At 53.4% G+C, this 26641-nt stretch carries 22 protein-coding genes; 8 read left to right on the top strand and 14 right to left on the bottom strand.

The genetic code is table 11. The features are described from left to right. Both B5F34_RS04230 and B5F34_RS04225 read left to right on the top strand, forming a co-directional pair. Nucleotides 1-573: RagB/SusD family nutrient uptake outer membrane protein (locus tag B5F34_RS04230; RefSeq protein WP_140392950.1), on the top strand; the 573-nt coding region annotated here is incomplete at its 5' end. 253 nt (nucleotides 574-826) lie between these two features. Further along, complete coding sequence (locus B5F34_RS04225; RefSeq protein WP_087335379.1) at nucleotides 827-3310, top strand: glycoside hydrolase N-terminal domain-containing protein; 2484 nt, start codon at nucleotides 827-829, stop codon at nucleotides 3308-3310. A 237-nt stretch (nucleotides 3311-3547) separates the two neighbouring features. On the opposite strand, the gene B5F34_RS04220 is transcribed toward B5F34_RS04225, so the two are convergent. Further along, nucleotides 3548-5464: a DEAD/DEAH box helicase gene (locus B5F34_RS04220; RefSeq protein WP_087335376.1), complete on the bottom strand. Its 1917-nt coding sequence runs from the start codon at nucleotides 5462-5464 to the stop codon at nucleotides 3548-3550. 106 nt (nucleotides 5465-5570) lie between these two features. On the opposite strand from B5F34_RS04220, the gene B5F34_RS17540 reads away from it, so the two are divergent. Continuing rightward, entirely contained in the window at nucleotides 5571-5723 is a 153-nt protein-coding gene (locus tag B5F34_RS17540; RefSeq protein WP_162609281.1) for a hypothetical protein, read from the top strand. A gap of 22 nt (nucleotides 5724-5745) precedes the next feature. Here B5F34_RS17540 and B5F34_RS04215 read toward each other — a convergent pair whose 3' ends face one another. Together B5F34_RS04215 and B5F34_RS04210 are read right to left on the bottom strand one after the other, a co-directional pair. Then, nucleotides 5746-6888 (bottom strand): tyrosine-protein phosphatase, encoded by a 1143-nt coding sequence (locus B5F34_RS04215; RefSeq protein ID WP_087335413.1) that lies wholly within the window; start codon nucleotides 6886-6888, stop codon nucleotides 5746-5748. A gap of 219 nt (nucleotides 6889-7107) precedes the next feature. Continuing rightward, a complete protein-coding gene (locus B5F34_RS04210; RefSeq protein ID WP_087335374.1) occupies nucleotides 7108-8031 on the bottom strand; it encodes a carbohydrate kinase in 924 nt (307 codons plus the stop codon). Between the two features lie 153 nt (nucleotides 8032-8184). Here B5F34_RS04210 and B5F34_RS04205 point away from each other — a divergent pair, with 153 nt between their 5' ends. Further along, nucleotides 8185-9480, top strand: a complete 1296-nt coding sequence (locus B5F34_RS04205) for a pitrilysin family protein (RefSeq protein ID WP_087335372.1) — start codon at nucleotides 8185-8187, stop codon at nucleotides 9478-9480. Between the two features lie 21 nt (nucleotides 9481-9501). Here the strand turns inward: B5F34_RS04205 and B5F34_RS04200 are convergent, their stop codons facing one another. The 9 genes from B5F34_RS04200 to B5F34_RS04165 all read right to left on the bottom strand — a co-directional run bounded on the left by B5F34_RS04200 (nucleotide 9502) and on the right by B5F34_RS04165 (nucleotide 19565). After that, on the bottom strand, nucleotides 9502-10119 hold the full coding sequence (locus tag B5F34_RS04200) for an epoxyqueuosine reductase QueH (protein WP_087335370.1): 618 nt from the start codon (nucleotides 10117-10119) through the stop codon (nucleotides 9502-9504). A gap of 159 nt (nucleotides 10120-10278) precedes the next feature. Then, a complete protein-coding gene (locus tag B5F34_RS04195) occupies nucleotides 10279-10926 on the bottom strand; it encodes a WbqC family protein (RefSeq protein WP_087335368.1) in 648 nt (215 codons plus the stop codon). Between the two features lie 27 nt (nucleotides 10927-10953). Then, on the bottom strand, nucleotides 10954-11892 hold the full coding sequence (locus tag B5F34_RS04190) for a S26 family signal peptidase (protein ID WP_239448797.1): 939 nt from the start codon (nucleotides 11890-11892) through the stop codon (nucleotides 10954-10956). A 39-nt stretch (nucleotides 11893-11931) separates the two neighbouring features. After that, entirely contained in the window at nucleotides 11932-13458 is a 1527-nt protein-coding gene (locus B5F34_RS04185) for a S26 family signal peptidase (RefSeq protein WP_087335366.1), read from the bottom strand. Nucleotides 13459-13463: 5 nt separating this feature from the next. Next, nucleotides 13464-14228: a 4-hydroxy-tetrahydrodipicolinate reductase gene (gene dapB, locus B5F34_RS04180; protein WP_087335364.1), complete on the bottom strand. Its 765-nt coding sequence runs from the start codon at nucleotides 14226-14228 to the stop codon at nucleotides 13464-13466. 286 nt (nucleotides 14229-14514) lie between these two features. Beyond that, nucleotides 14515-14832, bottom strand: coding sequence for a hypothetical protein (locus B5F34_RS17700; RefSeq protein WP_204245582.1), 318 nt, complete (start codon nucleotides 14830-14832; stop codon nucleotides 14515-14517). 121 nt (nucleotides 14833-14953) lie between these two features. After that, complete coding sequence (locus B5F34_RS04175) at nucleotides 14954-16357, bottom strand: sulfatase (protein ID WP_239448801.1); 1404 nt, start codon at nucleotides 16355-16357, stop codon at nucleotides 14954-14956. Between the two features lie 61 nt (nucleotides 16358-16418). Beyond that, nucleotides 16419-18749: a family 20 glycosylhydrolase gene (locus B5F34_RS04170; RefSeq protein ID WP_087335363.1), complete on the bottom strand. Its 2331-nt coding sequence runs from the start codon at nucleotides 18747-18749 to the stop codon at nucleotides 16419-16421. A gap of 222 nt (nucleotides 18750-18971) precedes the next feature. Next, a complete protein-coding gene (locus B5F34_RS04165; protein ID WP_087335361.1) occupies nucleotides 18972-19565 on the bottom strand; it encodes a hypothetical protein in 594 nt (197 codons plus the stop codon). A gap of 163 nt (nucleotides 19566-19728) precedes the next feature. Between B5F34_RS04165 and B5F34_RS04160 the strand changes: the two genes are divergently transcribed. The 4 genes from B5F34_RS04160 (at nucleotide 19729) to B5F34_RS04145 (ending at nucleotide 24277) form a co-directional block, all read left to right on the top strand. Continuing rightward, nucleotides 19729-20940 (top strand): HAMP domain-containing sensor histidine kinase, encoded by a 1212-nt coding sequence (locus B5F34_RS04160; protein WP_087335359.1) that lies wholly within the window; start codon nucleotides 19729-19731, stop codon nucleotides 20938-20940. A gap of 260 nt (nucleotides 20941-21200) precedes the next feature. After that, nucleotides 21201-22487, top strand: a complete 1287-nt coding sequence (locus B5F34_RS04155) for a DUF2851 family protein (protein WP_087335407.1) — start codon at nucleotides 21201-21203, stop codon at nucleotides 22485-22487. A 23-nt stretch (nucleotides 22488-22510) separates the two neighbouring features. After that, nucleotides 22511-23599 (top strand): aminoglycoside phosphotransferase family protein, encoded by a 1089-nt coding sequence (locus B5F34_RS04150; protein ID WP_087335357.1) that lies wholly within the window; start codon nucleotides 22511-22513, stop codon nucleotides 23597-23599. A 36-nt stretch (nucleotides 23600-23635) separates the two neighbouring features. Then, the gene (locus tag B5F34_RS04145; RefSeq protein ID WP_343224296.1) at nucleotides 23636-24277 is read left to right on the top strand and encodes a carbohydrate-binding family 9-like protein; all 642 of its coding nucleotides are present in this window, start codon (nucleotides 23636-23638) and stop codon (nucleotides 24275-24277) included. A gap of 105 nt (nucleotides 24278-24382) precedes the next feature. Here B5F34_RS04145 and lpxA read toward each other — a convergent pair whose 3' ends face one another. After that, nucleotides 24383-25159, bottom strand: a complete 777-nt coding sequence (gene lpxA / locus B5F34_RS04140; RefSeq protein ID WP_087335354.1) for an acyl-ACP--UDP-N-acetylglucosamine O-acyltransferase — start codon at nucleotides 25157-25159, stop codon at nucleotides 24383-24385. A 19-nt stretch (nucleotides 25160-25178) separates the two neighbouring features. Continuing rightward, nucleotides 25179-26564, bottom strand: a complete 1386-nt coding sequence (locus B5F34_RS04135; protein ID WP_087335352.1) for a TolC family protein — start codon at nucleotides 26562-26564, stop codon at nucleotides 25179-25181. Nucleotides 26565-26641: the final 77 nt, after the last annotated feature.

Raw genomic sequence — 26641 nt, 5'->3', positions numbered from 1 at the left:
GGTGTGTCTACAGACTATCAGTTGACCATCAATAATACGGATATGTCGAAGGAAACGTTGGACTGGGGCAGCTATTCGATTGGAAAACAGGTAGACGCTACTCTGTATAACATCCGTCGTGAGCGTCGTATAGAGTTGGTTTCCGAAGGTTTCCGTTTTAACGACTTGAAGCGTTGGCGTGCATTGGACCAAGTGCAGAACGTACACCTCCAGGGATTCAACTTCTGGGAGAGCATGTATCAGTTGTACACGAATCCTACTCCGGAAGATGCCATGACGGCTTTGGATGTCATTACGTTGCAGCCTTATGGAAGTGATACCAGTGCTCCGAATATTTCTTCGGAAACGGATGAGTATGCCGAAGGTAAATACTATCTACCTTATCGCAAAAGTGCCAGCAACATCGGCTTTGACGGCTTGAACTGGAATCCGGCCAAGTATCTGTATCCTATCAGCAACTATGAGTTCCGTATGACCACGGAGGTAGAGGGCTCTAATGATTATGACACCTCTTCCATTTATCAGAATCCGGGCTGGAGCAAGGAAGACGGCACCTTGCCTGAAGGCGATTGATGGAAATATAAACTGAGCAGATAAACCGCTACCGTTTTCGAAGAGCAGCATCGGAGAAAACGGTGGCTTTGTTGTAAAATACGTCTCCTGAGTCGGGCGGAAAAGGCATAGTCTGTAGGCCGTGAAGGCGTGTGGGGGTGTGGCATCTTGTTTAAAATCTTGTATTTCTGTTAAATCTACGCTCCTTTCCCGCCGTTTATGGAGAATAAATGCCAAATTTGTTCATCATACAAACATTTAAAACAAGATTGTGATGAAACTCAAAAGTGTCTTATCGGTGCTACTGGTACAGTTGACGCTGTTGCCGGAGTTTGTTGCTGCCCAAGAGAGTGGGCAGGTTATTTGGTTTGATAAACCTTGTCAGTCGTCGCCGGTTCCGGCATGGGAGGCAGGAAATGCCTCATCAGGGCCAGCCGTCAATCCGGATTGGGAATGGGAACATGCTTCTCTTCCCGTCGGCAACGGAAGTATCGGTGCCAACGTGTTCGGTTCGGTGGCTGAGGAGCGTCTGACTTTTAATGAAAAGAGCTTGTGGCTGGGCGGCCCGAATACCCGCAAAGGAGCGGCTTATTATTGGAATGTCAATAAAGAATCAGCTCCTGTCTTGAAAGAAATCCGCCAGGCTTTTCTGGACGGAGATAAGGAAAAGGCGGCACAACTGACGCAGGACCATTTCAACAGTGAGGTGTCTTACGAAGCAGCCGATGAAGAACCTTACCGCTTTGGCTGTTTCACCACGGCGGGTGAATTCCGCATCGCCACCGGATTAGACGGGCTTCCCGTCAGCGACTATGCCAGGACCTTGTCGCTCGATTCGGCCTTGGTGACAGTGAGATTTGCTTGCGGAGACGTGGATTATCGCCGGGAGTTTTTTACATCCTTTCCCGACAATGTGCTGGCGATGCGGTTCACTGCCAGCCGGAAAGGCATGCAGAATCTGACGTTTTCCTATTTGCCCAATCCGGTGTCGGAAGGACAGTTCCGGGCTGGTCGCGGGGGCGAGTTGAGCTATGTGGCTTCGTTGGACAATAACGGCATGAAATATGTGGTGCGCATCCGTGCCTTGGCCACCGGTGGAAAGGTGAAGGTCGACAGACGGGCGGGTCGTATCCGCGTGGAGCAGGCAGACGAGGTGGTCTTTCTGGTTACGGCCGACACGGATTACAAGATTAGTTTTCATCCCGATTTTGCAGACCCGCGCACGTATGTCGGTGTGAATCCGGAACGCACCACCCGCGAGTGGATGGATGCGGCATCAGGCAAAGGCTATGATATGCTTCGGTCCCGACACTTGGCAGACTATATGCCTTTGTTCCACCGTTGCAGTCTGCAGCTGAATCCCGGCTATCTTACCCAGGGCGATGCGCTTCCTACTCCGCAGCGGCTGAAGCGTTACCGCACCGGTGCGCCCGATTATGGGTTGGAAGCACTCTATTTCCAATACGGGCGCTATCTGCTGATAGCTTCTTCCCGTCCCGGCAATCTCCCTGCCAACTTGCAGGGAATGTGGCACAACAACATAGATGGTCCCTGGCACATGGACTATCACAACAACATCAACCTGCAGATGAATTACTGGCCTGCTTGTGTGACCAACCTGCCGGAGTGTGAAACTCCCTTGTTTGAATACATCCGTTCGCTGGCAGTGCCCGGTATGCGCACGGCCAAGGCCTATTTCGGAGCCCGCGGCTGGACGGCATCTATCTCGTCCAATCCCTTTGGCTTCACTACTCCTTTGCGTGATAAGGATATGTCGTGGAATTTCAATCCTGTGGCAGGCCCGTGGCTGGCTACGCATATCTGGAACTATTATGACTTTACGCGCGACCTGGATTTCCTGCGGGATTCTTACGACCTGCTGAAGGGGGCTGCGCAGTTCAGCGTCGATTACCTGTGGCGTAAGCCCGACGGCACGTACACGGCTGCACCTTCGACTTCCCCCGAACATGGACCCATCGACGAGGGCACTACGTATGCCCATGCCGTGATTCGTGAACTCCTGCTGGATGCAGTCGAGGCCAGCCGGACACTGGGCGTGGATGCAGAAGAACGTGCGCAGTGGGAAAATGTGCTGGCCCATCTGGCTCCTTATCGCATCGGACGATACGGTCAGCTGATGGAATGGTCGGAAGACATCGACAATCCTACAGACGAGCACCGGCATGTCAATCATCTCTTCGGCCTGCATCCGGGCCATACCATTTCACCTGTCACTACTCCCGACTTGGCCAAGGCTGCCCGCGTGGTATTGGAACACAGGGGTGATGGTGCCACCGGCTGGGGCATGGGCTGGAAACTGAACCAGTGGGCACGCCTGCAGGATGGCAACCGGGCTTATACGTTGTTCGGCAACTTGCTGAAGAACGGTACCAACGAAAACCTTTGGGATTCGCATCCGCCTTTTCAGATAGACGGCAATTTTGGCGGGACGGCTGGTGTGACGGAGATGCTGCTACAGAGCCATGCGGGGTTTATCCAGCTGTTGCCTGCGCTGCCGGATGTCTGGCACGAGGGGTGTCTGACCGGAGTACGGGCAAGAGGCAATTTTGTGCTGGACCTATATTGGGAAGACAATAACCTGACACGGGCGAAGGTGCATTCCGGTTCGGGTGTCTCTTGTGTCGTGCGCTATAAAGGCAAGGAACTTTCATTCCCAACCGAGGCGGGTAAGTCTTATTGGGTGGAATGGAACGGCGAACAGCTGACTGCCGAAGAAGTCGGAACGGCTGTCAATTAAGCGGCAGACGGCTTAGCTATGGGAAGCCGATGCCTTATTAATTAGCAGCAGACTGCTTACAGATAAGGAGCGTACTTCTTATCTGTAAGAAACAAATGTCTGTAGGGCAGATGATTATAAACCAGGCCGTGAGGCGGGTCTGTATGTGGGGATATTATCTTCCGGAGTTAATCCGGAATCTTTTTCTAAATGAGACAGGGCAAGGTCAACCCTTGCCCTGTCTGTCTGTGAAGACGGTCAGCGTTTTTTCTTGCTTTTCTTTGCCCAGCCATCCTCGCTGAAGTCCGGCTCCTTCCAGCGCGGGTCATCATCGTTGTGCTGGAAGAACTGTTGCCAGTCGTCCTTACGTCCGCGGGCTTTGGTATAACCGCGCTCTTCCCGGCTGGGTTTCTCTTTCTTTTTCGTTTTTCCGGTTGTAGCAGCAGTGGGGGTATTCCGTTCGGACTTGGCGGCTTTCTGCGTCTTGGTTTCTTTCTTGCGGGATGGCTTGGGAGTAGAATTGTTGGGCTCTCCTGCCACTTCAACCACAATCTTGTGTCCTTTCCAATTAACGTGTGCCAGGCCCTTGAGTATGCTTGAAGTCGACTCCTCGGCCACCTCAAAGAATGAGAAACTGCGCATGAGGTCAATGCGTCCGATTTCTACCCGTCCGCGTACATGGGTGTTGATAATGCCGATAAGTTCGTTGGGGAGAAGACCGTCGTTCTTTCCCACATTAATGAAGAAGCGCGTATAGCCAGGCTCTGCCTGCCGTTGTGAGTTGCCGCTTTCTCCTTTCTTTTCTTTCCGGCTTTTCTTGTCTTTCCTGTCGGCATCTTTTCCCTCCCTGGCAGTCTCAATGTCCGGACGGTTGCGGTAGTAGTCCGAGAACCGGTTGAACTCATGGCTTACCATGCGCTTGATGAGGTCTTCCTTGGAGAGCCAGTCCAATTTGCGGTATATATCGGGCATGAAGTCGGCTATTTCTTCTTCGTTCACTTTCACCTTCTCCAGGTCGTCGATGACCTTCAGCAATTGTCGTTGGCAGATGTCTCGTGCGGTAGGCATTTGCCCCATCTCGAATTTCTTGCCGATGATTCGTTCTATTTCACGCATACGTCCCTTCTCGCGCAGGTTAATGATGGCTACGGAGATACCGGTTTTCCCGGCTCGTCCTGTGCGTCCGCTGCGGTGTGTGTAGCTTTCAGTGTCTTCGGGCAGTCCATAGTTGATGACGTGTGTCAGGTCGTCCACATCCAGTCCGCGTGCAGCTACATCGGTAGCCACCAGCAGTTGCAGGTTGCGTATGCGGAATTTCTGCATCACGGCATCGCGCTGTGCCTGGCTCAGGTCACCGTGCAGCGAGTCGGCGTTGTACCCTTCCTGCATCAGTTTGTCGGCAATCTCCTGCGTTTCTTTGCGGGTACGGCAGAATATGATTCCGTAGATATTCGGATTGTAGTCGACAATGCGTTTCAGAGTCTCGTATTTGTCTTTGGCGTGTACGATGTAGGCAATGTGCTTGACGTTGGCAGTGCCTTCATTTTTCCGGCCGATGGTGATTTCTTTGGCATTGTGCAGGTAGTTCTGGGCGATGCGTGATATTTCAGCACTCATGGTAGCCGAGAAGAGTAGCGTGTTGCGGTCTTGGGGCACATCGGCCAATATGGCGTTGAGGCTTTCGCTGAATCCCATGTTGAGCATCTCATCGGCTTCGTCCAGCACTACGTTGCGTACGGTAGCCAGCGAAACGGTTTTGCGCTGCATCAGGTCGAGCAGGCGTCCGGGTGTTGCAACGATGATGTGTACGCCCCGTTTTAAGGCGCGTATCTGGCTTTCGATAGACGAGCCTCCGTAGACGGGCAACACGTGCAGGCCGTCGATGTATTTGGAGTAGTCGTTCAAGTCACCTGCAATTTGCAGACACAGTTCACGTGTGGGGCTGAGGATAAGGGCTTGCGGTTCGCACCGGCCTACGTCTGTTTTCTGGATCAGGGGCAGGCCATAGGCTGCGGTTTTGCCTGTGCCCGTCTGTGCCAGCGCCACGACATCGTTGTTTTCTCCCAGCAGATAAGGAATCACTTCTTCTTGTACCGGCATGGGCTGTTCGTAGCCCATTTCTTCAATGGCTCGACGTATCTCCGGCGACACACCGAGCTCTTCAAATGTCTTCATTCAGTCTTAATTCTTTGTATATCTTACTTTTCAGGGCACAAAGGTAATACTTTTCTTTGATAAGTAAGTGTACAAGATTAATTAATGCTGGTATAAGGCTTTAAAGATGTGGCAGGTAAGGGCATGCTTCTTCCCCTTCCCGGGCAGGAAGTGCATACGGCTGGGGCATGTCTGCACGATGGTCGCTGAGGGGGCAGGCTTCTCTCCGGGGCATCTGCTTCCGGTAGGAATGAAAGTCCGTTTCTCTCTGATTCTGTGACTGTATAGGTTGGCAGGATGGCTTAGTTCCTTAGGAAGGGCAGGGCGGGAGAGGAGAGTAAAAGTGGTGTTCTTGTTGTTCCTATGTGCACCCGCTCTTCATCTTTCACCAGTAAGATGTCCCGCAGTTGTTTAAGATCTTTTTTCTGTAGACCTACGGCATACTGCAGGTAATTATCTACGCTTCCGTACCGTCGTTCTATTTCATCTTTGGCGGCATTGAGGAAGTTTTCGCGTGCAGAATAGACGGTGGTGATGGCTTCTTGTGAAGATGCCGGCAAGTGGTAGGCATAGCTGGCAGCAGTCGTGATGTTGAAGAAATCTTTGCTCAGGCAATAATCGTCCATGATGATTTCATCGTTTACTCCCAAGGCAGCGAGTATCAGTGCTGAGGCGATGCCCGTACGTCCCTTGCCAGTGGTGCAGTGGATGACAACAGGATAGTTCTGACGTTCGGACAGAATATCGAACATGCGGCGGAAGTCGGAGGCATGTTGGCTTACAATATGTCGGTTGATGCGCTCTACGATGCGGTAGACCGTATCGCTGCAGATGCTGTGGCTGTTGATGCCTTCCAGAATGTGCTTCAGACTGCCCGCCTGTATGGGGATGTTCACTTCGCGTAATCCGGTGTCCGGGGGAAGAGAGTCGGGAGTGCGTTCGGTCGAGTCGCGCAGGTCGATGATGGTGCGTATGCCTAAGTTCTGCAGTTTCTGCACGGTAGCCGGGTTGCTTAAATCCATTTGTGCTGAGCGGTAAAGCATTCCCCATCGTATGCGTTTATGGCGCGGGTAGACAGGATAACCGCCAAGGTCGCGGAAGTTTTGCGTTCCGGGCATGTTGATGTTCCGTGAGGCCACATGTGCGCGGTATCGGTTATCAAACAGCAAGGTGTAATAATAGCGCTTTGAGGGGTCGTTGTTCACCACGACAGTCCACTGGTCAGCGATATTGGCCGAAGCCACGGGGGTTGTTTCTGGAATGTTTTCGGGGTCGGTGGAGGCAAAGACCTTTACTTGTCCCTGCAGCGCAGGTTGTGTTTTCCACTGTACAATGCTATTGCCCACGTTGTTTTCCTCGCATACAACGGTGATGTGCGGGGTAGCTCCTCCGCAGGCAGAAAGCAACAAGGTCAGCGTTAGTCCGTTTAATAGATTCTTGTACATAGTCATTTCACCTAATCTTTGAAAGCAAATATAAAACTTTTTTGCTGGCAGACGGTTGAAGAATGTGGCAGTTTTTAGCTTTCTTTGGAATAAATAATAAACGTAGAAAGGGGAAGTGGGGCGAGCGTATGCCTGAAGCATGAGGTGGTGAGGGCAGGTGTGCAGTTGCCCGGACGATTCGGAAGGGATAATCGTCCGGGCAATCTGCGGGAGTCATATTCATATCCGGTGACTTTCTGCAAATTCGGGCGATACCGAGTTATTGAAGCTGCGGCATACGTCGGCGGCAAAATCCATGCCGCATTGCACGATAGCATTCCAAGTAGATTCGTTTGTCTGACCCAGTGTGTCGCGGTGTACGCCGTGTTTCAGCAGTCCGTAGATGATGCCTGCATTGAAGTTGTCGCCCGCGCCGATGGTGCTCAACGTCTGCAAGGGTGCCACGTTATAGTCTTTGGCGAGGGCAGATGTGCGCAAAGACACCGTGCCGGCACCGTCCGTGCAGAGGAATGTGGGGCAATAGAATTTGATTTTCTCCCGGTAGATGCGGTCGGCATCTTTCAGCCCATACATGTAGAAGAAGTCTTCCAGCGAGCCGCGTACAATGGTGGCATATTCCAGGTTTTCAATGATGGTAGGTGCCAGCTTGATGGCTTCTTCCTTGTGTGAGGCACGGAAGTTCGGGTCGTAGTAAACGATGGCGTTGGCTTGCCTTGCCTTGTCAAGCAATTCGGTGACTTTCTCGCGCAGCACGGGACTCAGGGCGTAGTATGAGCCCAGCACTACGATGTCTTCTTCGGTGATAGGCGGGAACTCCACATCGATCCGTTGGGTGGGATAGTTCTTGTAAAAGAGATATTCGGCATTGCTTTTCTCGTCAAGGAAGGCGAGCGACACGGGCGACTTGCCGTTGGGAAAGACGTAAATATGGCTGGTGTCGATGCCGTTGTCGCGCATGAAGCGCAGGATGATGTCACCCACGCGGTCGTTGCCCGTTTCGCTGACGAAGCATACCGGCACTCCCGTGCGTGCCAGCGAAACAATGCCGTTGAATACCGAACCTCCGGGGACGGCTGCCGTGGGTTGTCCGTCGCGGAAGATAATGTCCAGAAGGGTTTCTCCGATACCGATTACTTTTCGCATAGTATTTATAAATTCATGTTTCCCTTCCGCTCCACCGTGGTGGCGTTGGGAATGGTCTTTGCAAATATCTGCAATTTTCCATAAACGGCAATAAGTTTTGTTGTATTTTTGCGCCCGTAGAAAACGAATTGTTTAACAGAAGTCTGCATTGCAATGAAGAATCCTGAGGAATTTCCGTCTGTATGTCACCGCTTTACCTTGCCCAACGGTCTGCGTATCATCCACGAACCCGTGTCTTCGCGGGTGGCTTATTGCGGCTTTGCCGTCGATGCCGGTACGCGCGATGAGGATGAGTGCGAGCATGGCATGGCACATTTCGTGGAGCATCTTCTTTTTAAAGGTACCCGCCGCCGTAAGGCTTGGCACATCCTGAACCGCATGGAGAACGTGGGCGGCGACCTCAATGCCTATACCAACAAGGAAGAGACGGTGGTGTACTGTGCTTTTCCTGTCGAGCATTTTGCCCGTGCTTTCGAGCTGCTGGCCGACATCGTGTTTCACTCTACCTTTCCGCAAAGCGAAGTAGAGAAGGAAACGGAGGTTATCATCGACGAGATACAATCGTATGAGGACAGTCCTTCGGAGTTGATTTTCGACGATTTCGAGAATCTTATCTTCCGCGGGCATCCGTTGGGACACAATATATTGGGGACGCCCGAACGGTTGAAAACTTTTCGTGGCGAAGATGCCGCTTCTTTTACTGCCAGGCATTACCGTCCGGAGCGGATGGTGTTCTTCGTGCGCGGTGAGGTGGATTTCCGGCGGGTGTTGAGGCTGGCCGAACGCTTCCTTGCTGACATTCCTCCGGCGGGAGGGCTTTCTGCTGCAGGCGACGGGGCTTTGTTGAGGCATGACGTGTCTGCCGGGCAAGGACATCGGCTACCCCCTCCACCTTACGAACCTGCCATGCGGGTGTTTCACCGCGATACTCACCAGGCCCATGTGATGATAGGAGCCCGTGCTTATGATGCTTACGACCCGCGCCGGACTTCGCTCTATCTGCTGACCAATCTGCTGGGAGGTCCCGGCATGAACAGTCGTCTGAATGTGGCTTTGCGCGAACGCCGCGGACTGGTGTACAGCGTGGAGGCTAATCTTTTGGCTTATACTGATACGGGAGCTTTCTGCATTTACTTCGGATGCGACCCTGCTGATACGGATACTTGCATTCGGTTGGTGTACAAGGAACTGCAACGCTTGCGCGACCGGCGTCTGACTCCTTCTCAGTTGGCTGCCGCCAAAAAGCAGCTCATCGGCCAGCTGATAGTGGCTTCGGACAATGCCGAGAACAATGCCTTGAGCATGGCCAAAACATATCTGCACTATGACCGTTATGAAACGATGGCCGACCTGTTTCGCCGCATCGAGGCACTGACGTCCGACCAGCTTCTGGACGTGGCAGGTGATGTGCTGGCAACTTCCCATCTCTCGACGTTGCTGTACGACTGAGAAGGTGGGAGAAGTCCGGTGTCATCTCTCCTTTTCCTGGCAGTTGTCATTTTCATCTTTTTCTTCTTTTCTCAGCCGCTGCATGCTGAATTCGCAACCGCAATATAGCTGGTTGTAGAAACCGTACTCTTTGAGCAGTTGGTTCCGGCGTTCCTGCAAGCCACCTTTCCTCCAGTTCTGCTCCCAGAAGACAGTACCGGGATGGTGTGAGGCGGCTATCTTTCCAGCTTCGTTTATCTGGTCCAGGCTTTTCCAGCGTGAGGAAGCCAAGGTGGTGGTAAATAGCCGGAAACCGTGTCTGGCGGCGTAGGCGGCCGTAGCTTCCAGGCGTAGGGTGAAGCAGCGCAGGCACCGGCGCCCGCGTTCCGGTTCGTTTTCCAGTCCTGCCACGTCACACAGCCAGCGGGTGTGGTCGTAGTCGGCATCTACAAAATCCAGCCCTTGGGAGGTGACGAAGCGGATGGCTTCGCGTTTGCGGATTTCGTATTCTTCGGCCGGATAGATGTTGGGATTACAATAAAACACGGTCGGGCGTATGCCGTTGGCAAGCATGCATTCGATGATGGCCGACGAGCAGGGGGCGCAACATGAATGCAGCAGGACGCGCGTTGCATTGTCTGGTATTTGCAGTTTCAACATAAGAAATATACGGGTTGAATCTATGAATGAGGGGAGGCCGCTTTTTAAGCGATGGGGAGCAAACTTCCAAGCGATGGGAAGCCGGCTCCTTGGCTATAAGAGGCAGGCTCGTTGTATATAAGCAGCAAGCTGTTGATTGTTAGTGAAATATAGAAAGAATTATGTCCGGCAACTATTGCGTAGCACCAGCAGGCTTTCCGGTCCCATGTTAAACAACAGGTCGATGATGCTGAGGTTGGGCAGGAATCCCAGCTTTTCCTGGAATACCTGGTAGTAGGGGCAAGGCTGGAAAGCGGGGTCTTCCGTTCGGAAGTCTTTTTTGGGATGGATGCGTTCGCGGAAGTCTTCGGTGTCCGGAGGAGGCTGCACCATATAATCCGCGGTGCGCTCCAGGCAGGGACTGAAGTCTATCAGCGAACATACCAGCCGGCACAGCGCTTCGTTAAAGTCGGTAAGAAATTCATATCTTTGTTCGTAGAAGGGTCGGAAGTCGTCTTTATAATATTCGAAGAAAGGCGTATGGTTGTAGGCCGACTCCAAGGCATTCCAGTGCAGGTGCCGCCAGTTTCCGTGGTCGGAAATGCGGATGTCTCGTGTGAAGCACTTCAACGTGCTGGGTTTGACGGTGGGCACGGTGAGGGCCAGTGGTCCGCTGGGCGAGGCTATGGTGCACCGGTTGCGGTAAGTCTGTTTCTGGTAATGGTCGTATTGCTCTATCCTTATCCGGTCGTAGGCCAGCAGTTTGGTGTAGTATTCTACGGGGGCCAGATAGGCGGTAGAAAGGAGTACGGTTGTCTGGGTCGGCATATCTTTCGTTCTGTTCTTTCGTTTATTTTACTTCACCTCCATGCCGGTCCGCTCCCACCTGTATCCGCTGAAGAGTCCGGTGCCTTCTTGTTTCGACAGCCAGATGCGGGTTGCTTTGCCGATGATGTGGTCCTCGGGTACGAAGCCGAAGAGACGGGAGTCGGAAAGGTTGGAAGGATTGTTGACCGTTATCCAATAGTAGTCTTTGGTGAACGAACACGTTTGGGTAGGTTGACCGTCTACATAGAGTGTGTCGTTTTGGATAAAAGCATCGCGGTGTTCGTGCAGCAGCAGTGTGTTGCACAGCAGAGCCCGGTTCCACGGCCGTACGCGTATGCTTATCCCCCGTCCGGGTATGATGAGCGGATGCAGCTTCTGTACGGAGTCGCGTGGCTCGGCCGGTGTAATCCAGCACGGTCCGCCGATGGCTTGCTCCAGCAGGTAATACTCATAGCGGCTGAAGCTGCGGATACTTCTCAGGGAGTCTTTGCCCAACAGGGGCGAGTGTATGGAGAGCCGTTCCAGCAAGGAGTCAATACGTGCCTCGCAAGTGCGGGGGTATGAAAAAAGGAATTTCTGGTCGGGTGCCATCATTTCCGACGGCACTACGGCAAAGAGCGAATCCACCAGTAACGTGTCGCCCGGCGTGCCCGTACAGCGGCCTATGAATGTCTCGCGGCGGCTGATGATCGGTTGCGTCAGGTTGGCAGGGTTATTGAAGAGGATGATGTCTTCCCGTTGTACGGGTCGTGCTCCCCAGCGGTGATACCCCCACCACGCCATCAGTGGCAGGCGCAGTCCGTAGCTCCATTTGTTTACCAGGATGCGTTCGCCCTGGTAGAGGGAGTTCTCCATGCCCGGCGACGGAATAAGATATGAACCGGTCACACACGTGCGCAGCACTGCTCCCACAAGCACTGCTGCGCCAATGGCTACCATTGTTTTCCATATCTTTTTGTTCTTCATATTGCAAGTTCCCGGTCGGAATGGTTAGCTTTCCGGTGGTCAGTTATTGTCCACCCACTTGAAGAGGCGGTCCCAACGGATTTTTCCGTCGAACCAGCCGCGGTCCTTATCCAGCGAAAGCCACACCAACAGCGGTTTACCCACAACGTGGTCTTCGGGCACGAATCCCCAGTAGCGTGAGTCGAGCGAGTTATGCCGGTTGTCTCCCATCATCCAGTAATAATCCATCCGGAACGTATAGTGGTCTGTTTTCTCCCCGTTGATGTAGATGCCGTCTTCGCGCTGTTCCAGCTTATTGCCTTCGTAAGCCTCGATGCAGCGGCTGTAGATGGGCAGGTTGTCTTCGGTCAGTGTGATGGTGGCTCCTTTGGCAGGAATCCATACGGGACCGTAATCGTCGCGCGTCCACTTGGTATACAGGTTCAGCGGATAGACATCGCCTCCGTAGGCTGCCGGTTCACGCACGATGCGGGCCACCAGGCGTTTGTTGCCCGACAAGGTGTCATACATCTTTTGGGTAAGCGGCAAGTGGTAGACCGGTGCAGGTTTTCCTTGAGCATCCAACGCATCCAGTCCCATCGAGGCCAGTATCGCGAGGTTGTCTGCATCGTCGGGCAGGAGCCATTGGTCGTCCTTGCTGATGCCCAGTTCGCGGAACATGTCTTCGGTGATAAGCGGACCGGTAGTCTGCACGAAGTAATTGAACTGCAGGTTTTCGGGGTTGGGAATCATCTTTCCGTTGATGTAAAGCTGCCCGTCCACCAGTTGCAGTGTATCGCCCGGCAGGCCCGTACAGCGCTTCACGTAGTTCTCGCGGCGGTCTACGGGGCGGGTAATGACCTTGCCATATACCTGCGGGTTGCTGAGGATGAGTTTGCGTCCGCCTTCGTAGTAGAGGTCGTAGACGGCACGCTGCTGCTGGCGCGTCAGGCTGTCCATCTCTACCGGGTTGGGGTAGAGGCGATGACCTTCGCGGTAGGCCAGCGTATAGAAGTCTTCCATCTGGTGATTCAGGGCCACCGTGTCGCCGGCGGGAAAGTTGAATACAACAATGTCACCCTGCTTCACGTTGCCGAAACCTTTCACGCGCTTGTAGTCCCAATGCGGCCATTCCAGATACGACTTGCAATTGAAAATGGGCAGCGTGTGTTGTGTCAGCGGCATGGAGAGCGGGGTGTTGGGCACGCGCGGTCCGTAGCTTACCTTGCTGACATAGAGGAAGTCGCCCACCAGCAACGATTTCTCCAGCGATGACGACGGTATCTGGTAGTTCTGGAACAGATAGATGTTGACAAAGTACACCGCCACTAAGGCAAATACGATGGCATCGACCCAGCTCATGACACCGCGCACGGCCGTATTCCTGGATTTGCGCCACCATCCCCAAGGGATAATCTTGCTGATGTAGACATCGAAGATAAAGGGCACTACGATGAGTCCCCACCAACTCTCTATCCACCAGAGGAACAGCAGGTAGAGCACGGTGACAATGATAAACTTGATCCAACGGCCTTTGCCTTTGGTTTGTTGCGGACGGTCCAGTTTCGGGTTGTTGGTAAATTCCATGGTGCTTATGCTTTCAAGAATGGGAAAAGATCTTCCATCGTCAGCAGCCCCGTGTGCTGAGCGGTATATTCGGCTGCCAGCACGGCACCTAAGGCGAAGCCGCTGCGGTTCTTGGCATCGTGGGTGATGGTGATGCTGTCGGCAGCCGAATCGTAGCGGATGCTGTGTATGCCGGGCACTTCATCGCGGCGGATGGCACTGACGGGCAGTTCATCGGGGGCACATTGGGTGGTACCCGTCACGGTGCCGTCGGGAGCCTGCAGCGTGCCTTTCACCCAGCGTGTCTTGCGGTCCAGGTTTTCAATGATGCCTTCGGCCAAGGTGATGGCGGTACCGCTCGGTGCATCCAACTTGTGGATGTGGTGGGTTTCTTCCATCGCCACATCGTATTCGGGGAACTGGTTCATGATGCGTGCCAAGTATTTGTTGACAGCGGAGAAGATGGCTACCCCCAAGCTGAAGTTGGACGCCCAGAACAGGGTTTTGCCTTCGTCGGTACAGAGGCGGCGTACATCGTCGCCGTGGCCTTTCAGCCAGCCCGTACTGCCCGACACCACTTTGACACCGGCCTCAAAGGCGCGCAGGTAGTTGCCGTAAGCGGCCTGCGGGTTGGTGAACTCAATGGCGACGTCGGCACTGCGGAAAGCCTCCGAAGTAAAGTCGTTCTGGTTATCCAAGTCGATGATGCAGACAATCTCATGTCCGCGACTGCGGGCGATGCGCTCTATTTCCCTGCCCATCTTGCCGTAGCCTATCAATGCTATTTTCATTGTTTCTTGTGGTTTTATACATACTATATGTCGCAAAGATAATGTTTTTCTTGCCATCTGGGGCAAGATTTCGGATATTTTAACCGCAGGCCGGGCATCTTCTGCACGAAAAGGCGTATCTTCAGGCGGTGTAAACCTTGTAGAACAAGGGGTGTGACATCATGTTGTGGGGCCTGTCAGCAGGGGTATGCCGTCTTTTCAGTCTTTTTTTGAGAACAATGCCTTCACGCCTTCACCGTCCTGCAAACCGTTGTGTGTGTGAGAGATGCTGTGAAACATCGTGTTCTCACACACCTTTCACGCATCTTGTTGTGCCACAGATGCCACAAATCGGGCAGATGCTTACAGTTTTTTTCTTATACTTTGGAAGCAAATGTCTTATCGCTTTGAAGTCGCCTTCCAAGCCTTTAGAAACCTTTATATAATATAATGCAGGGTTACGTCGCTCAAATGCAGGGTTACGCCGCTCAAATGCCACTTTACGCTCCTCAAATGGCATTTGGCAAAATGAAAGAAGTGAAAGATACGTGAAGGATGTATCTTTCACAACAACACACTGTGCAGCAGGTAATTGAACCTCCGTGAAGCCGTGAAGGCAGTTCATGGGAAAACTGCTTTATTACGGCAGCAATATTGCCTTCACACAACGCAGCGTTACGCCACTCAAATGCCATTTTACGCTGCTCAAATGCAGGGTTACGTTGCTCAAATGGCATTTGAGGCAGTCAGTTTCCTGAACCGTCCACCCTACCCGGACTGCGGCGTCCCGTGCCTTTCCTGCGGGTGAGGTCATCGCCCAATTCCGTCCGCATTTCTTCTGCTATTTTCCGCAGTTTGATGACCCGCTCCGGATAGAGGGTGATTACGTCATAACGTTCGCCCGGATCCCTACGCAGGTCGTAAAGTGCGGGCTTCTCCAGCACACGGGTTGTCAGCGTGCCCGGCTGTCCGTCATTGCCCGGTTCATAAGCTTCGTAAGTGACGTATTTGTGGGGAAAGACCAGCTTGAATTCGCCGTCGGTCACGGCTTCCAAGTCATTCTTGTTGTAATAGTAGGCAAACGAACTGCGCGGATTGGCTTTTTCATCGCCCTGCAGGAGTGACAGGAGGCTGACTCCGTCTATTTTCTTCGCGGGAAGCGGTGCACCGGCCACCTCGGCAAAAGTCGGGAAAAGGTCGATGTTGGAAGCCAGTTTGTTGCAGATGCTTCCGGGAGGAGTATGCCCTTGCCAGTACACAATGCAAGGAACGCGGTTACCACCCTCGAAGGTCGTAGCCTTGGCCTCGCGCAATCCTCCGGCAGAACCTGCATGGTTCCCGTAGTTGGCCCACGGGCCGTTGTCGGAGGTCACAACAATCAGCGTATTCTCCAACACTCCTTCTTCCTGCAAGGTTTTCACTACTTCACCGATGCTCCAGTCTATTTCCATCATCACGTCGCCGAACATACCCTGTTCGCTTTTCCCCTTGAATTTGTCTGACACGGCAAGCGGAACGTGGGGCATGGAGTGTGCCAGGTAGACAAAGAAAGGTTTCTCGCGGTTCTTTCGGATGAAAGCAACCGCACGGGCTGTGTAGTCAGTAGTGAACCTGCTCTGGTCCGTATTGTATCCTACGACCTCGTTGCCGTCGAATGTAGGCAGGTCCGGGAAGTTGAACACCTCACCCTGCTGCGGATGGTTCGGCCACATGTCATTGGAGTAAGGAAGTCCATAATATTCGTCGAAGCCATTCTGAAGCGGTAGGAACTGGCGGGCATCGCCCAAGTGCCACTTGCCGAATATGGCCGTACGATAACCTTTCTGTTTCAGCAGTTCGCCCATTGTCATCTCATCGGCGTGGATGCCATAGTCGGAGTCGGGTCCGGGAGCACCGGCAAAGCCAATGCGGTTGGGGTAGCAACCGGTAAGAAGTCCGGCACGTGATGCACCGCTGATGGGTTGGCAGGCCAGGAAATGCGTGAAGCGCATGCCTTGCGATGCCAGCCGGTCGATATTCGGCGTGGTGTAGCCGAAGGCTCCGTTGCAGGAAAAATCGCCGTAGCCCACATCGTCCAGGTTGATGAGCACGATATTGGTAGGGTTCTGTGCAGTCGCCGTAGCCGCCACGCCCAGCAGCATGGCGCCCATTACCGCATACGGCATGCTCGTTTTCATATACATACAACGTTTCATATATTACTGTTTAGCTTCAATTATACTTCAGTTGGTCCGCTGTAATCCGCTTCCATGCCTGCTCCCCATACTTCCGGAAGCGAACCGCCCCATCGTTGCGCTGCTGTGAGTTCCACCCGCCGATGAAGTTGGAAATCTGTTCCACCTTGATGCTGTGCCAGCCTTTGCACAAGGCCAGCGAGCGTCCATATTTGGAATTAATCTGCGGCTTCCCGTCATTGTCTACCGCCAGTCTGCCACCGACAGTAATCCGTGTGTTGTTGGACGAGAATTCATAGATGCCGTCTTCCGGCACATAAAAATATCCATCTGCCACTGCCACGTAAAACTCCACGCCCGAATACTTGTTCTTCCGGAGCTTCACTATGGGTTCTATCGAAGTGAGGATGCTGTCTTTCCACTCTTTCACATCGGCCATCTCGCTGACGTACAGGCAACGTGTCGGCGAAAAGCGCAGGCGTAATCCTTCATGCTCCGGTTCTTCGGCCGATGCCGGCAGGAAGGTCTGGCGTTCTACCTCCACTTCCCGTACGATGCCCATCCTGCCCGAAGGCAACACGCTGCGTATCTTTATGGTCCCGTTCTCCCTGAATACAAGCGGTTCTGTATAGACAGCCGATTGTAGTCCGGGTTCCGTGCCATCTAAAGTGTAGACCATTTTCATGGGGCGCGAGGTGGAGAACTGTACCACTGTGCTGTCCGTAAAAGCAACGTGGTTCCGGCAGTAGTCCGGCTGTTCCGGCACCGGGATGTGGTAGTTTATCCCCCGGCAGTCCATCCGGACCGCAGCATTGTTCAGTCGGCGCGAGAAGTCAGCAAAGTCTTTATTCTTCAACGGAGTCCATCCTACCTCAGCCACCGCCAGTATGCGCGGATAGACCCGATATTCCACTATATCCTCCGTGTACATGCACTCTGCCCAGGCATTGGCCTGCACGCCCCGTATGTATTGCTCTTTACCCATCTGTACCAGTGTGTCCGGTACTGGATTGTACGAATAGGTCTTGCTGATGGGAACATATCCTCCCCAGGCAAAAGGTTCCGCCTGTGAGTTTCCCTGGTAATAGTCTATATACATGCCGCCACTGGCAGGAGTCATAATCACGTCATGGTCCATCAGTGCCGAAGCTATACCGCCCGCTTCGCCCCGCCACGACATCACAGTGGCATCAGGAGCCAGTCCGCCTTCCAGTATCTCGTCCCAGCCTATCATTCTCTTGCCATATTTCTTGAGGATACGTTCGCACCGGGCTATGGCGTAACTCTGCAGCTTGTCTACTGACGAATGTTTGCTGTCGGTCCACAGTCCTTCTTCCTGTATGCGCTTCTGGCAATGCGGGCAAGTCTTCCATACTTCTTTCGGGCATTCATCTCCACCAATGTGGAAATACGGGCCGGGGAACAGGGCGCACATCTCGGCGAAGATGCCGTCCAGCATTTCAAACATCACTTCCTTGCCCGGACAGAACACCACAGGAAATCTTCCCCACCGGCTCATCACCTCGTATTTCTCGCCCGTGCACGACAATTCCGGATAAGCGGCTATGGCTGCCAGGCTGTGTCCGGGTACGTCTATTTCGGGGATGATGGTGATGAAACGTTCGCGTGCATATTCTACTATTTCCCTGATGTCGTCCTGCGTGTAATAGCCGGAATATTCCTTGCCATATTCATCAATGCGCCGGGAGCCGACTTCCGTAAGCAAGGGATATTTCTTGATTTCCACCCGCCAGCCTTGGTAGTCGCTGAGGTGGAGATGCAGTGTATTGATTTTGATGGAGGCCAGCATGTCTATGTGTTTCTTCAGTCCTTCTACGGAAATGAAGTGGCGGGTTACGTCGAGCATCAGACCACGATAGGGAAAGCGCGGACTGTCTGTCACCTCCACTTCCGGAGCTGTCCACTCCACACCGTCCACGCACTCCGGCGACTCTATCTCGGCCGGCAGCAGTTGCAGGAACGTGCCCATGCCGTAAAACAGGCCGCGCAGGGAGGAAGCACGTACCTCCACTCCGTCTTCGGTCACGCGAAGCTGGTAAGCCTCATTTCCCGTCACGGTTTTATCGATGGTCAGACGGATGGTCCCGTCTTCTTTCTGCGGAAGTCCGAAGCCGGTCGATGCACGCATTTTCTGTGCATAGAAAGAAACCACCGGCTGTAGCGAATCATGAGATATACCGATGGACGCATCTTTGTCTAATACAAACGTACCGCTTCCTTGTGCTATTTGCTCCGGGGCAGGAATCACGTTTATGCCTTGGTTGTATATCCGTTCCGACAGCTTTTCCTTATTACAGCTGCATAGTCCTGCGCAAGCAATCATGGCAAACAACAAACTTTTTCTCATAACAGTCCTTGTATAGAAGTGGTTTTAAATTATTCCTGTTTCTTCAGGTGGTATCAAGATTTATAATGCGGCGTACGGATGGAGTAGTTCCTTTTCTGTTTGTGTGAGCGGGCATCCTTCCTTCCAGATGGGAATTCCCTCTGTGCGCCGTGTTCGGCAAAGATAGGTAAAAAACAAAATATAGCCTCATTTTCCCGCAGCAAAATATGCTTGAAAACGTCCTTATCGTCTTTTCCCGTAATTGCGCCGTATGACCGTGCCTTCGTAACTCTTCTTCCCTTCGCGGAACAAGTCTTCATCGTCGTAGGGGCGGAGCTTGAGCCAGACGCGGAAATCGGCCGATGCGCAAATCAGAGACAGCAGCCCGACGACGTAGACATTGGCATTGCCGGTGCAGAAACCGTGGACGAAAGGAAGTACACCCATCAGCAGGCCGGGCAGCAGCAGCCGGAGGCGGCAGAGTCTGAGGGGGATGGGTTGGTGCAGGTAAGGCCCTATTCCTTTGAAATCCCAGTGCCAGCCCATGCCCCGCAGGCGGCGTCCATTGATGAAATAGAGGGTGAGAAACTCTATCAGGAGCGAGCCGCCATAAGCAGCCAGCACTTTCCATAAGGTTCCTTTCATCCAGAGCAGACCGAAGTTGTAGCCCATGCCGTAGGCGGAAAATTCGTCCCAGATGAAGGTGAAGAGCAGCGTGCCTGCATAGATGACCAGCAGGTAGAAGGTAAGGATGCGGACAGTGATGCTTTTCAGTGTCAGCTTGATTTCCGCCTTGTTGTTGATGGCGGTGCGCGATGTTTGTTGTTGTGTTTCCATTATGATGCTTTTGTTTGATGTTTCTTTTAGTTTCCCGCTGCAAAGATAGCGTCTGTAAGTCTATTTCTTACGTTAAGTGTATGTTATCTTTACGTTAATCGGTCATCTGTTGGCGATAAATCCCTATCTTTGCGGCGTTGACAAGTAAAAAACAGACTGCCGTATGAAGAAATCTGCTTATATGCTCCTTACCATTGTCTCTGCCTTTGCCGCCCTGTTTTTCCTGGGTTATTGGATGGGCTGGGGCTTCAGCCTGAACCGGGCCGACGTGGTGCGTCGCGTCCACGAAGCGTGGTGCCGCACGGACGACCGGCGTGTGCAGGACCCGTCATGCTGTCTGGACAGCGTGTTCCGTGCGGAGTTGCGCGAAGCCAAGTTCCGCCGTCTGCGTTTCCGCCTCGACACCGTGGCACTGACAGACAGCAGTGTGGTGCGCCGCGCCACCTTGCGCTATTATGACGACTATGCCGACCGGTTGGGGGAGGGCGATACCTTTGTCATCCCGCTGGACGGGGAGCGGGGCGTGCGGGCATACATCATCAACCTGCGGGCAGAGTCTGTCGGCCGATTGTTGTATTACTCCATTGGCTCGGTGGTGTTCATCTGCCTGATGCTATGGGGCGTAGGCAAGCAGCGTGAGATTATCCAGGGGCAGGACAGACTGGCGCAGATGCGCGAGGACTTCTCATACGCCATGATTCACGACATGAAGACACCGCTCAGCACCATCATCTTAGGCCTGAAAGTGTTGCGCAGCGGCAAGTTGGATGCACTGCCGGAGAAGAAGCAGAAAAACTTCGATATTCTGGAGGGAGAGGCCAACCACCTGCTGACTCTGACCAATAAAGTGCTGACCCTCTCCAAGTTGGAACATGAGCAACTGCTGCTGCAGCCGGACTGGATTTCTTTGTGCCCGATTGTAGACGACCTGGTGCAGACATTCACGTCCAAAGCACAGAAACCTGTCACTTTCCGCACGGAAATGAAAGCCGACGGTGTGTTTGCCGACGGCGAATTTCTGAAAGAGGCACTGGCCAATCTGCTGGACAATGCCCTGAAGTATTCGCGCGACAGCGTGGAGATTCGTATCACTTCGTGGGAGGAAGAGGGATATACCCGCATTGCCGTGCGCGACAACGGCATCGGCATTCCACTTGCAGCACAGGCTACCATCTTCGACAAGTTTGAGCGGGTGCTTCCCACCGGCAAAGGGCAGGGGGAGAAGATTGCAGGTTTCGGCTTGGGGCTGAACTATGTGATGAATGTGGTGCGCGAACATGGCGGCTACGTGACGGTGGAAAGCGTCGAAGGCAAATTCAGCGAGTTCACCCTTTCGTTGCCCATTCCTGAGGTGGATGAGGAACTGGAGCTTTAGAAACTTTTATCTGCATCGTGCCGGAAAAAGTGGCTTATATAGACGAGGACTGCTGCGAAGCCCGAAGAAGCCTGCTGCGAAGCCCGATGGAGCTTGCTGCGAAGGCATTGGAAAGAAACGCTGTAAATCAGCCTTGTTTCCGCCACCTGCGGTAAGTCTTGGTGTCGAGTGAAGAATGTTGGGATAAAAGTTGGCAGTCCGCCATATTTGCCCTATCTTTGGCACGAGTAATAACAAAGAATACGGAATACCTGGAAAGCATGGAACAGTTGCTGCATTACGTCTGGCGTCACCGCCTTTTCCCCCTGCGCCCCTTGAGCACCACAGACGGTCTTCCTCTGGAGGTGGTAGACCCCGGTTTGCCCAATACGGATGCCGGTCCTGACTTTTTCAACGCCAAAGTGCGGGTTGACGGGACCTTGTGGGTGGGCAACGTGGAAGTGCATGAACACTCATCCGACTGGGTGCGCCACGGACACGACCGCGACAGGGCCTACGACAATGTGGTGCTGCACGTGGTGGGCGAGGCCGATTGCAAGGTCTGCCGTTCCGACGGGCATCTCGTTAACCAACTGCAACTGGCCTGTCCCGACGATGTGCGCTGCCGCTACGAAGAATTGCGCCGGGCCGATGTCTTCCCACCCTGCCGTGCTGTGCTGTCCGCCCTTTCCCCTCTCAAGGTGCATGGGTGGCTTTCTGCCTTGCAGGCCGAACGGCTGAGCCGGAAAGCCGATGCCATTGGTCTGCGCTTGCAGCAGAATGGCAATCACTGGGAAGATGCCTTCTTCGTAACCCTGGCACGTAACTTCGGCTTCGGACTCAATGCCGATGCTTTCGAAGCCTGGGCTTTGAGGATTCCCCTGCGTGCCGTGGACAAGCACCGCGACAGCCTATTCCAGATAGAAGCGCTGTTCTTCGGTCTGGCAGGACTGCTCGACAACGACCCCGCCTGTGATGCCGACGACTATGCTGCTTCCCTGCAACGCGAGTTCGCTTACCTGCGGCATAAGTTCTCCCTGCCCGAACCGCTGCCCCGCGACCGCTGGCGTTTTCTGCGCTTGCGCCCGTCGGGCTTTCCGCATGTGCGTCTGGCACAGCTGGCATGGATTTACCAGCACCAGGAAGGGCTTTTCTCGCGGGCGATGGAACCCGATACGCTCGATGAGGTGCGCCGCCTCTTTCTGGCAGGCACTTCCCCTTATTGGGATGTGCACTATCATTTCGGTTCCGCCACCGCAAAACGTGTCAAGCAACTGGGGGCGAAGGCTGTCGACTTGGTGGTGCTGAACACGGTCATCCCTTTCCTCTATGCCTATGGCAGGCATCGTTCGGAGGATCATCTGTGTGAGCGTGCCGCCCGCTTTATGGACGAACTGAAAGCCGAAGACAACAGCATCATCCGGCAATGGGCTGTTGCGGGATTGCCTGTGCGTACGGCTGCCGATTCGCAGGCCCTGTTGCAACTGAAGAATGCTTACTGTGACCGCCGCGACTGCCTGCGCTGCCGCTTCGGCTACGAATACCTGAAGAGTACTGAAAACAGATAACAACCATAAAAACAAGTGACATTATGAATGAACAACTTTCAAACATTGTTTCCCACTTCCAGACTCAGGGAACGGTGAACGACATCCGCCCGCTGGGCTCTGGTCTGATTAACGACACCTACAAAGTAACGACGGCAGAGCCGGATGAGCCCGACTATGTGCTGCAGCGTATCAATCATGCCATCTTCCAGGATGTAGACGGACTGCAACACAACATCGAAGCTGTCACGGCGCATATCCGCCGCAAGCTGGAGGAGCGGGGCGAGAAGGATGTGGAGCGTAAGGTGCTGCATTTCCTGCCTGCCGATAACGGAAAGACGTATTGGTACGACGGTGCCAGCTATTGGCGTATGATGGTCTTTATTCCCCGTGCCAAGACCTACGAGACGGTCAACCCCGAATATTCTTATTGCGCAGGTAAGGCTTTCGGTGAGTTCGAAGCCATGCTGGCCGATGTGACCGAACCGCTGGTAGAGACCATTCCCGATTTCCACAACATGGAACTTCGGTTGCGTCAGTTGCGCGAGGCGGTGGCTGCCGATGCCGTCGGCCGGGTCAAGGAAGTGAAGCAATATCTGGACGAACTGGAACGCTGCGCCGACGATATGTGCCGGGCCGAACAGCTGCACCGCGAAGGCAAACTGCCCAAGCGCGTCTGCCACTGCGATACGAAGGTGAACAACATGATGTTCGACGAAGACGGTAGTGTGCTCTGCGTCATCGACCTTGATACCGTAATGCCTTCTTATGTGTTCTCGGACTACGGCGACTTCTTACGATCGGCTGCCAATACCGGTGCTGAGGACGACCGCAACCTGGATAACGTCCGTTTCAACATGGATATTTTCCGCGCCTTTACCCGTGGCTACTTGGAGTCGGCCCGTTCCTTCCTTCTGCCTGTCGAGATAGAGAATCTGCCTTATGCTGCCGCGCTCTTCCCCTATATGCAGTGCGTCCGCTTCCTGACCGACTATCTTAATGGAGATACCTATTACAAGATTGCTTATCCCGAACACAACCTGGTGCGCACCGCTGCCCAGTTCAAGCTGTGGCAGAGCGTAAAAGAACATCAGGAGGAAATGAAGGCGTTTATAAGCCAATGTGTGGGATAGACTTCTGTCTACTTAAATGATAACCGTATGAAAGAACTGAATGTAAAGAAAATAAGTGCTGCCAATGTGCCGGTAGAAGCCATACCGACTTTGTTGGATCAGGAGAAGATTGCCTTCCAGCCGATAGAAACGGTCAACTGGCCCGAGTATCCTTATCAGCCTTCCGTGCAATTTCGTGTGGCTCATACGGGCGATGCCTTGCTGTTGCACTTCAAGGTGCGCGAGGCATCGGTGCGTGCCGTGGCTACAGCCGATAACGGCAGAGTGTGGGAGGATTCCTGCGTGGAGTTCTTTTCCGTGCCTGCCGGCGATGGGGTGTATTACAACTTGGAATGCAACTGTGCCGGGACGCTGTTGGTGGGCGGTGGTGCCGACCGTAAAGACCGTCAGCGGGCCTCTCAGGAAGTGCTCGACCGTGTGCAACGCTGGGCTTCGCTGGGTCGCCAACCGTTTGACGAGAGAATAGGGGAGTGCCATTGGGAGGTGGCGCTTGTCGTGCCGGTCTCTACCTTCTTCCTCCATCGGCTGGATACGCTTTCGGGCTGTCAGATACGTGCCAATTTCTATAAGTGCGGCGATTTGCTGCAGACACCCCATTTCCTTTCGTGGAATCCTATAAAGTTGGAGCAGCCTAATTTTCATTGCCCGGAGTTTTTCGGCTTGTTGCACTTTGAGTAAGAAACCTGCCGGAAGCTTCTGCAAGTTAGGACACAAAAAACAAAGACCGCTACCGTTTTGCTACGGGGCGGTCTTTGTTTTTCTAGTGATTTCTCTGCGTATGGCTTATCTGACGATGCCTTTTGAGTTCTTGATGAAGTTAACGATGTTGTGAATCTCGTCACTCATCGGAATCTGGTCTTCTATCTTCAGCACGGCATCTTGCAGGCTGAAGTTGCCTTGGTAGACAAGGCGGTAGGCATTCATGATATGACGCAGAATACGGTCGGTGATGTGGCTCTCGTTTTGTGCATTCTGCAGCACGACGGCATTGATGCCGTGGTATTGCACCGGGTTGCCCGCCATGATGATATAGGGCGGCACATCCTTGGAGATGCGGCAACCTGACTGGATGAGTACCCAACTGCCGATGTGGCATTTCTGCTGCACGATGACGTTGCTGCTCAGGATGGTGCAGTCGTCTACCTGACTCTCTCCTGCCACCATGCTGCGAATGCCCAGCACACATTTGTTGCCGATGTGCACATCGTGGCACAAGTGTGTCCCGTCCATCAGGAAGTTACCGTTACCGATGCTCGTACCACCTTCCTTATGCGTGGCACGGGCAATGACTACGTTTTCACGTATGTCGTTGTTGTCACCGATAACCAAGAGGCTTTCTTCGCCGGTGTAGTGGAAATCCTGCGGAATGCTGGCCAAAACGGCACCGTGGTGAACGGTGTTCTTGCGTCCCATGCGGGTGCCGTTCAAAATGTGTGCGCCGGCCATGATGACACAGTCGTCGCCGATTTCTACATCGCCCTCAATATAGGCGAAAGGTTGCACTGTAACGTTCTTGCCGAGTTTGGCGGCAGGGTCTACGTAAGCTAATGGACTAATCATGATACTACGATTTAAAATGTTATTCTCTTCCTCCACCCAAAGCCTGGTACAGGTTGATGACAGCCTGCATCTGGTCGAACGTGTCGCTTACTTCAGACAACTGTGCGCTGAGGTAGCTCTGTTGGGCCGTCAGTACTTCAAGGTAGGTTGACGTGCCTAAGTTAAACAATTCTTTTGTATCTTCCGCAGCTTTTCGGGCAGAATTTACCTGTATGGTGCGAGAATTAACTTTTTCCATCGTGTTTTGATACAAAGAGAGAGCATTGCTTACTTCGTTACCGGCATTCAGCAGGGTAGTCTGGAACGCAATCTTAGCTTGTTCTTCTTGGGCGCGGGCCTGGCGCAGACGGGCAATGTTGGCTCCGCGGTAGAACAGAGGCTGTGTCAGCGAGCCAATCAGGTTGGCCAGCAACTTGCCGGGGTTCACGATGCCGGCGCCGCTGCTGTTGGTCCATCCGGCCGTGCCGCTCAGTGTGATTTGCGGATAGAATGCTGCGCGGGCACTGTTGGTGTTGTAATAGCAGGCGGCCAGTGCCATTTCTGCAGCCTGTACGTCCGGGCGGTTGGAAAGCAATTGCAAGGGTATGCCTACCGAGAAGTCGGAGGGCAGTGCCTGTTCTTCCAGTACGCCGCGCTCGATAGCATGGGCCGGTTCGTTGAGGATGAGGCAGAAGCTGTTCTCCGTCTCGCTGATGCTTTGGCGCAGGTCGGACAGCGAAGCCACTACTTGTGCATAGCTGGTGCGGCTCTGTTCGATGGCGGCACTGTTGACGTTGCCGTAGTCGTACATGGCCTGCATGGTTTCCACGTAGTCTTTCAGTACTTCGGCTGTGTTCTCGGTAATCTCCAGTTGACGGTCCAGCATCAGCAGTGTATAGTAAATGTTGGCTACGTTGGCGATAAGCTGCGTCTGTACTGCCTGTTCGTTATATTGGGCTTGCTTCAGCGAGACTTGTGCGGCTCGTTTCGGGTTCAGGATTTGTCCGAAGAGATCAATCTGCCAGCTTGCACTGACGGGGATGTTATAAGTCTTTGTGGTTATCTCTCCTTTGTTCCAGTTGGTCAGTGTACCCTGCGGGGTCAGTGACAACTGTGGCAGGTAAGACAGACGCGCCGACATCAGAGCCGCCTGAGCCGATTCCACGTTGAGCATGGCCGTGCGCAAATCAGCGTTGTTGGTCAGAGCCTGTTCGATATAGGCTTGCAGTTGCGGGTCGGTGAATACTTCGCGCCAGGGCACATTGCCGAAGTTGGCTGTGTCTGAGGCCAGCGTGTTGTTCACTATGGCCGTATCGCGGTACAGGCCTTCGGCACTGATATCCTCCGGTCTGTCGTATGCTTTGTAGATGTGGCAACTGCTCAGCAGGGCAGTGGCACACATCAGGGTGATTATCTTTCCTTTCATATTGTCTTACATAGAATTTAAGAATGAAGAATGAAGAATCTGTAGAAAGAAGGAGAAGTAAGTTGAAATCTGTTCCT

The sequence above is a fragment of the Mediterranea sp. An20 genome, from assembly GCF_002160055.1.
Classification (GTDB): Bacteria; Bacteroidota; Bacteroidia; order Bacteroidales; family Bacteroidaceae; genus Bacteroides; species Bacteroides avicola.
The sequence above is the reverse complement of the archived record's forward strand: the minus strand, read 5'-3'. Positions and strand labels throughout refer to the sequence as shown.

Coding starts and splice junctions, on each gene's coding strand:
- B5F34_RS04210 (WP_087335374.1), bottom strand. CDS start 8,031: ATGCGAAAAGTAATCGGTATCGGAGAAACCCTTCTGGACATTATCTTC.
- lpxA (WP_087335354.1), bottom strand. CDS start 25,159: ATGATTAGTCCATTAGCTTACGTAGACCCTGCCGCCAAACTCGGCAAG.
- B5F34_RS04185 (WP_087335366.1), bottom strand. CDS start 13,458: ATGGAATTTACCAACAACCCGAAACTGGACCGTCCGCAACAAACCAAA.
- B5F34_RS04225 (WP_087335379.1), top strand. CDS start 827: ATGAAACTCAAAAGTGTCTTATCGGTGCTACTGGTACAGTTGACGCTG.
- B5F34_RS04175 (WP_239448801.1), bottom strand. CDS start 16,357: ATGGGCGCCATGCTGCTGGGCGTGGCGGCTACGGCGACTGCACAGAAC.
- B5F34_RS04135 (WP_087335352.1), bottom strand. CDS start 26,564: ATGAAAGGAAAGATAATCACCCTGATGTGTGCCACTGCCCTGCTGAGC.
- dapB (WP_087335364.1), bottom strand. CDS start 14,228: ATGAAAATAGCATTGATAGGCTACGGCAAGATGGGCAGGGAAATAGAG.
- B5F34_RS04155 (WP_087335407.1), top strand. CDS start 21,201: ATGGAACAGTTGCTGCATTACGTCTGGCGTCACCGCCTTTTCCCCCTG.
- B5F34_RS04195 (WP_087335368.1), bottom strand. CDS start 10,926: ATGCCGACCCAGACAACCGTACTCCTTTCTACCGCCTATCTGGCCCCC.
- B5F34_RS04165 (WP_087335361.1), bottom strand. CDS start 19,565: ATGGAAACACAACAACAAACATCGCGCACCGCCATCAACAACAAGGCG.
- B5F34_RS17540 (WP_162609281.1), top strand. CDS start 5,571: ATGTGGCAGGTAAGGGCATGCTTCTTCCCCTTCCCGGGCAGGAAGTGC.
- B5F34_RS04190 (WP_239448797.1), bottom strand. CDS start 11,892: ATGAAGAACAAAAAGATATGGAAAACAATGGTAGCCATTGGCGCAGCA.
- B5F34_RS04205 (WP_087335372.1), top strand. CDS start 8,185: ATGAAGAATCCTGAGGAATTTCCGTCTGTATGTCACCGCTTTACCTTG.
- B5F34_RS04160 (WP_087335359.1), top strand. CDS start 19,729: ATGAAGAAATCTGCTTATATGCTCCTTACCATTGTCTCTGCCTTTGCC.
- B5F34_RS04170 (WP_087335363.1), bottom strand. CDS start 18,749: ATGAGAAAAAGTTTGTTGTTTGCCATGATTGCTTGCGCAGGACTATGC.
- B5F34_RS04215 (WP_087335413.1), bottom strand. CDS start 6,888: ATGTACAAGAATCTATTAAACGGACTAACGCTGACCTTGTTGCTTTCT.
- B5F34_RS17700 (WP_204245582.1), bottom strand. CDS start 14,832: ATGAACTGCCTTCACGGCTTCACGGAGGTTCAATTACCTGCTGCACAG.
- B5F34_RS04200 (WP_087335370.1), bottom strand. CDS start 10,119: ATGTTGAAACTGCAAATACCAGACAATGCAACGCGCGTCCTGCTGCAT.
- B5F34_RS04150 (WP_087335357.1), top strand. CDS start 22,511: ATGAATGAACAACTTTCAAACATTGTTTCCCACTTCCAGACTCAGGGA.
- B5F34_RS04220 (WP_087335376.1), bottom strand. CDS start 5,464: ATGAAGACATTTGAAGAGCTCGGTGTGTCGCCGGAGATACGTCGAGCC.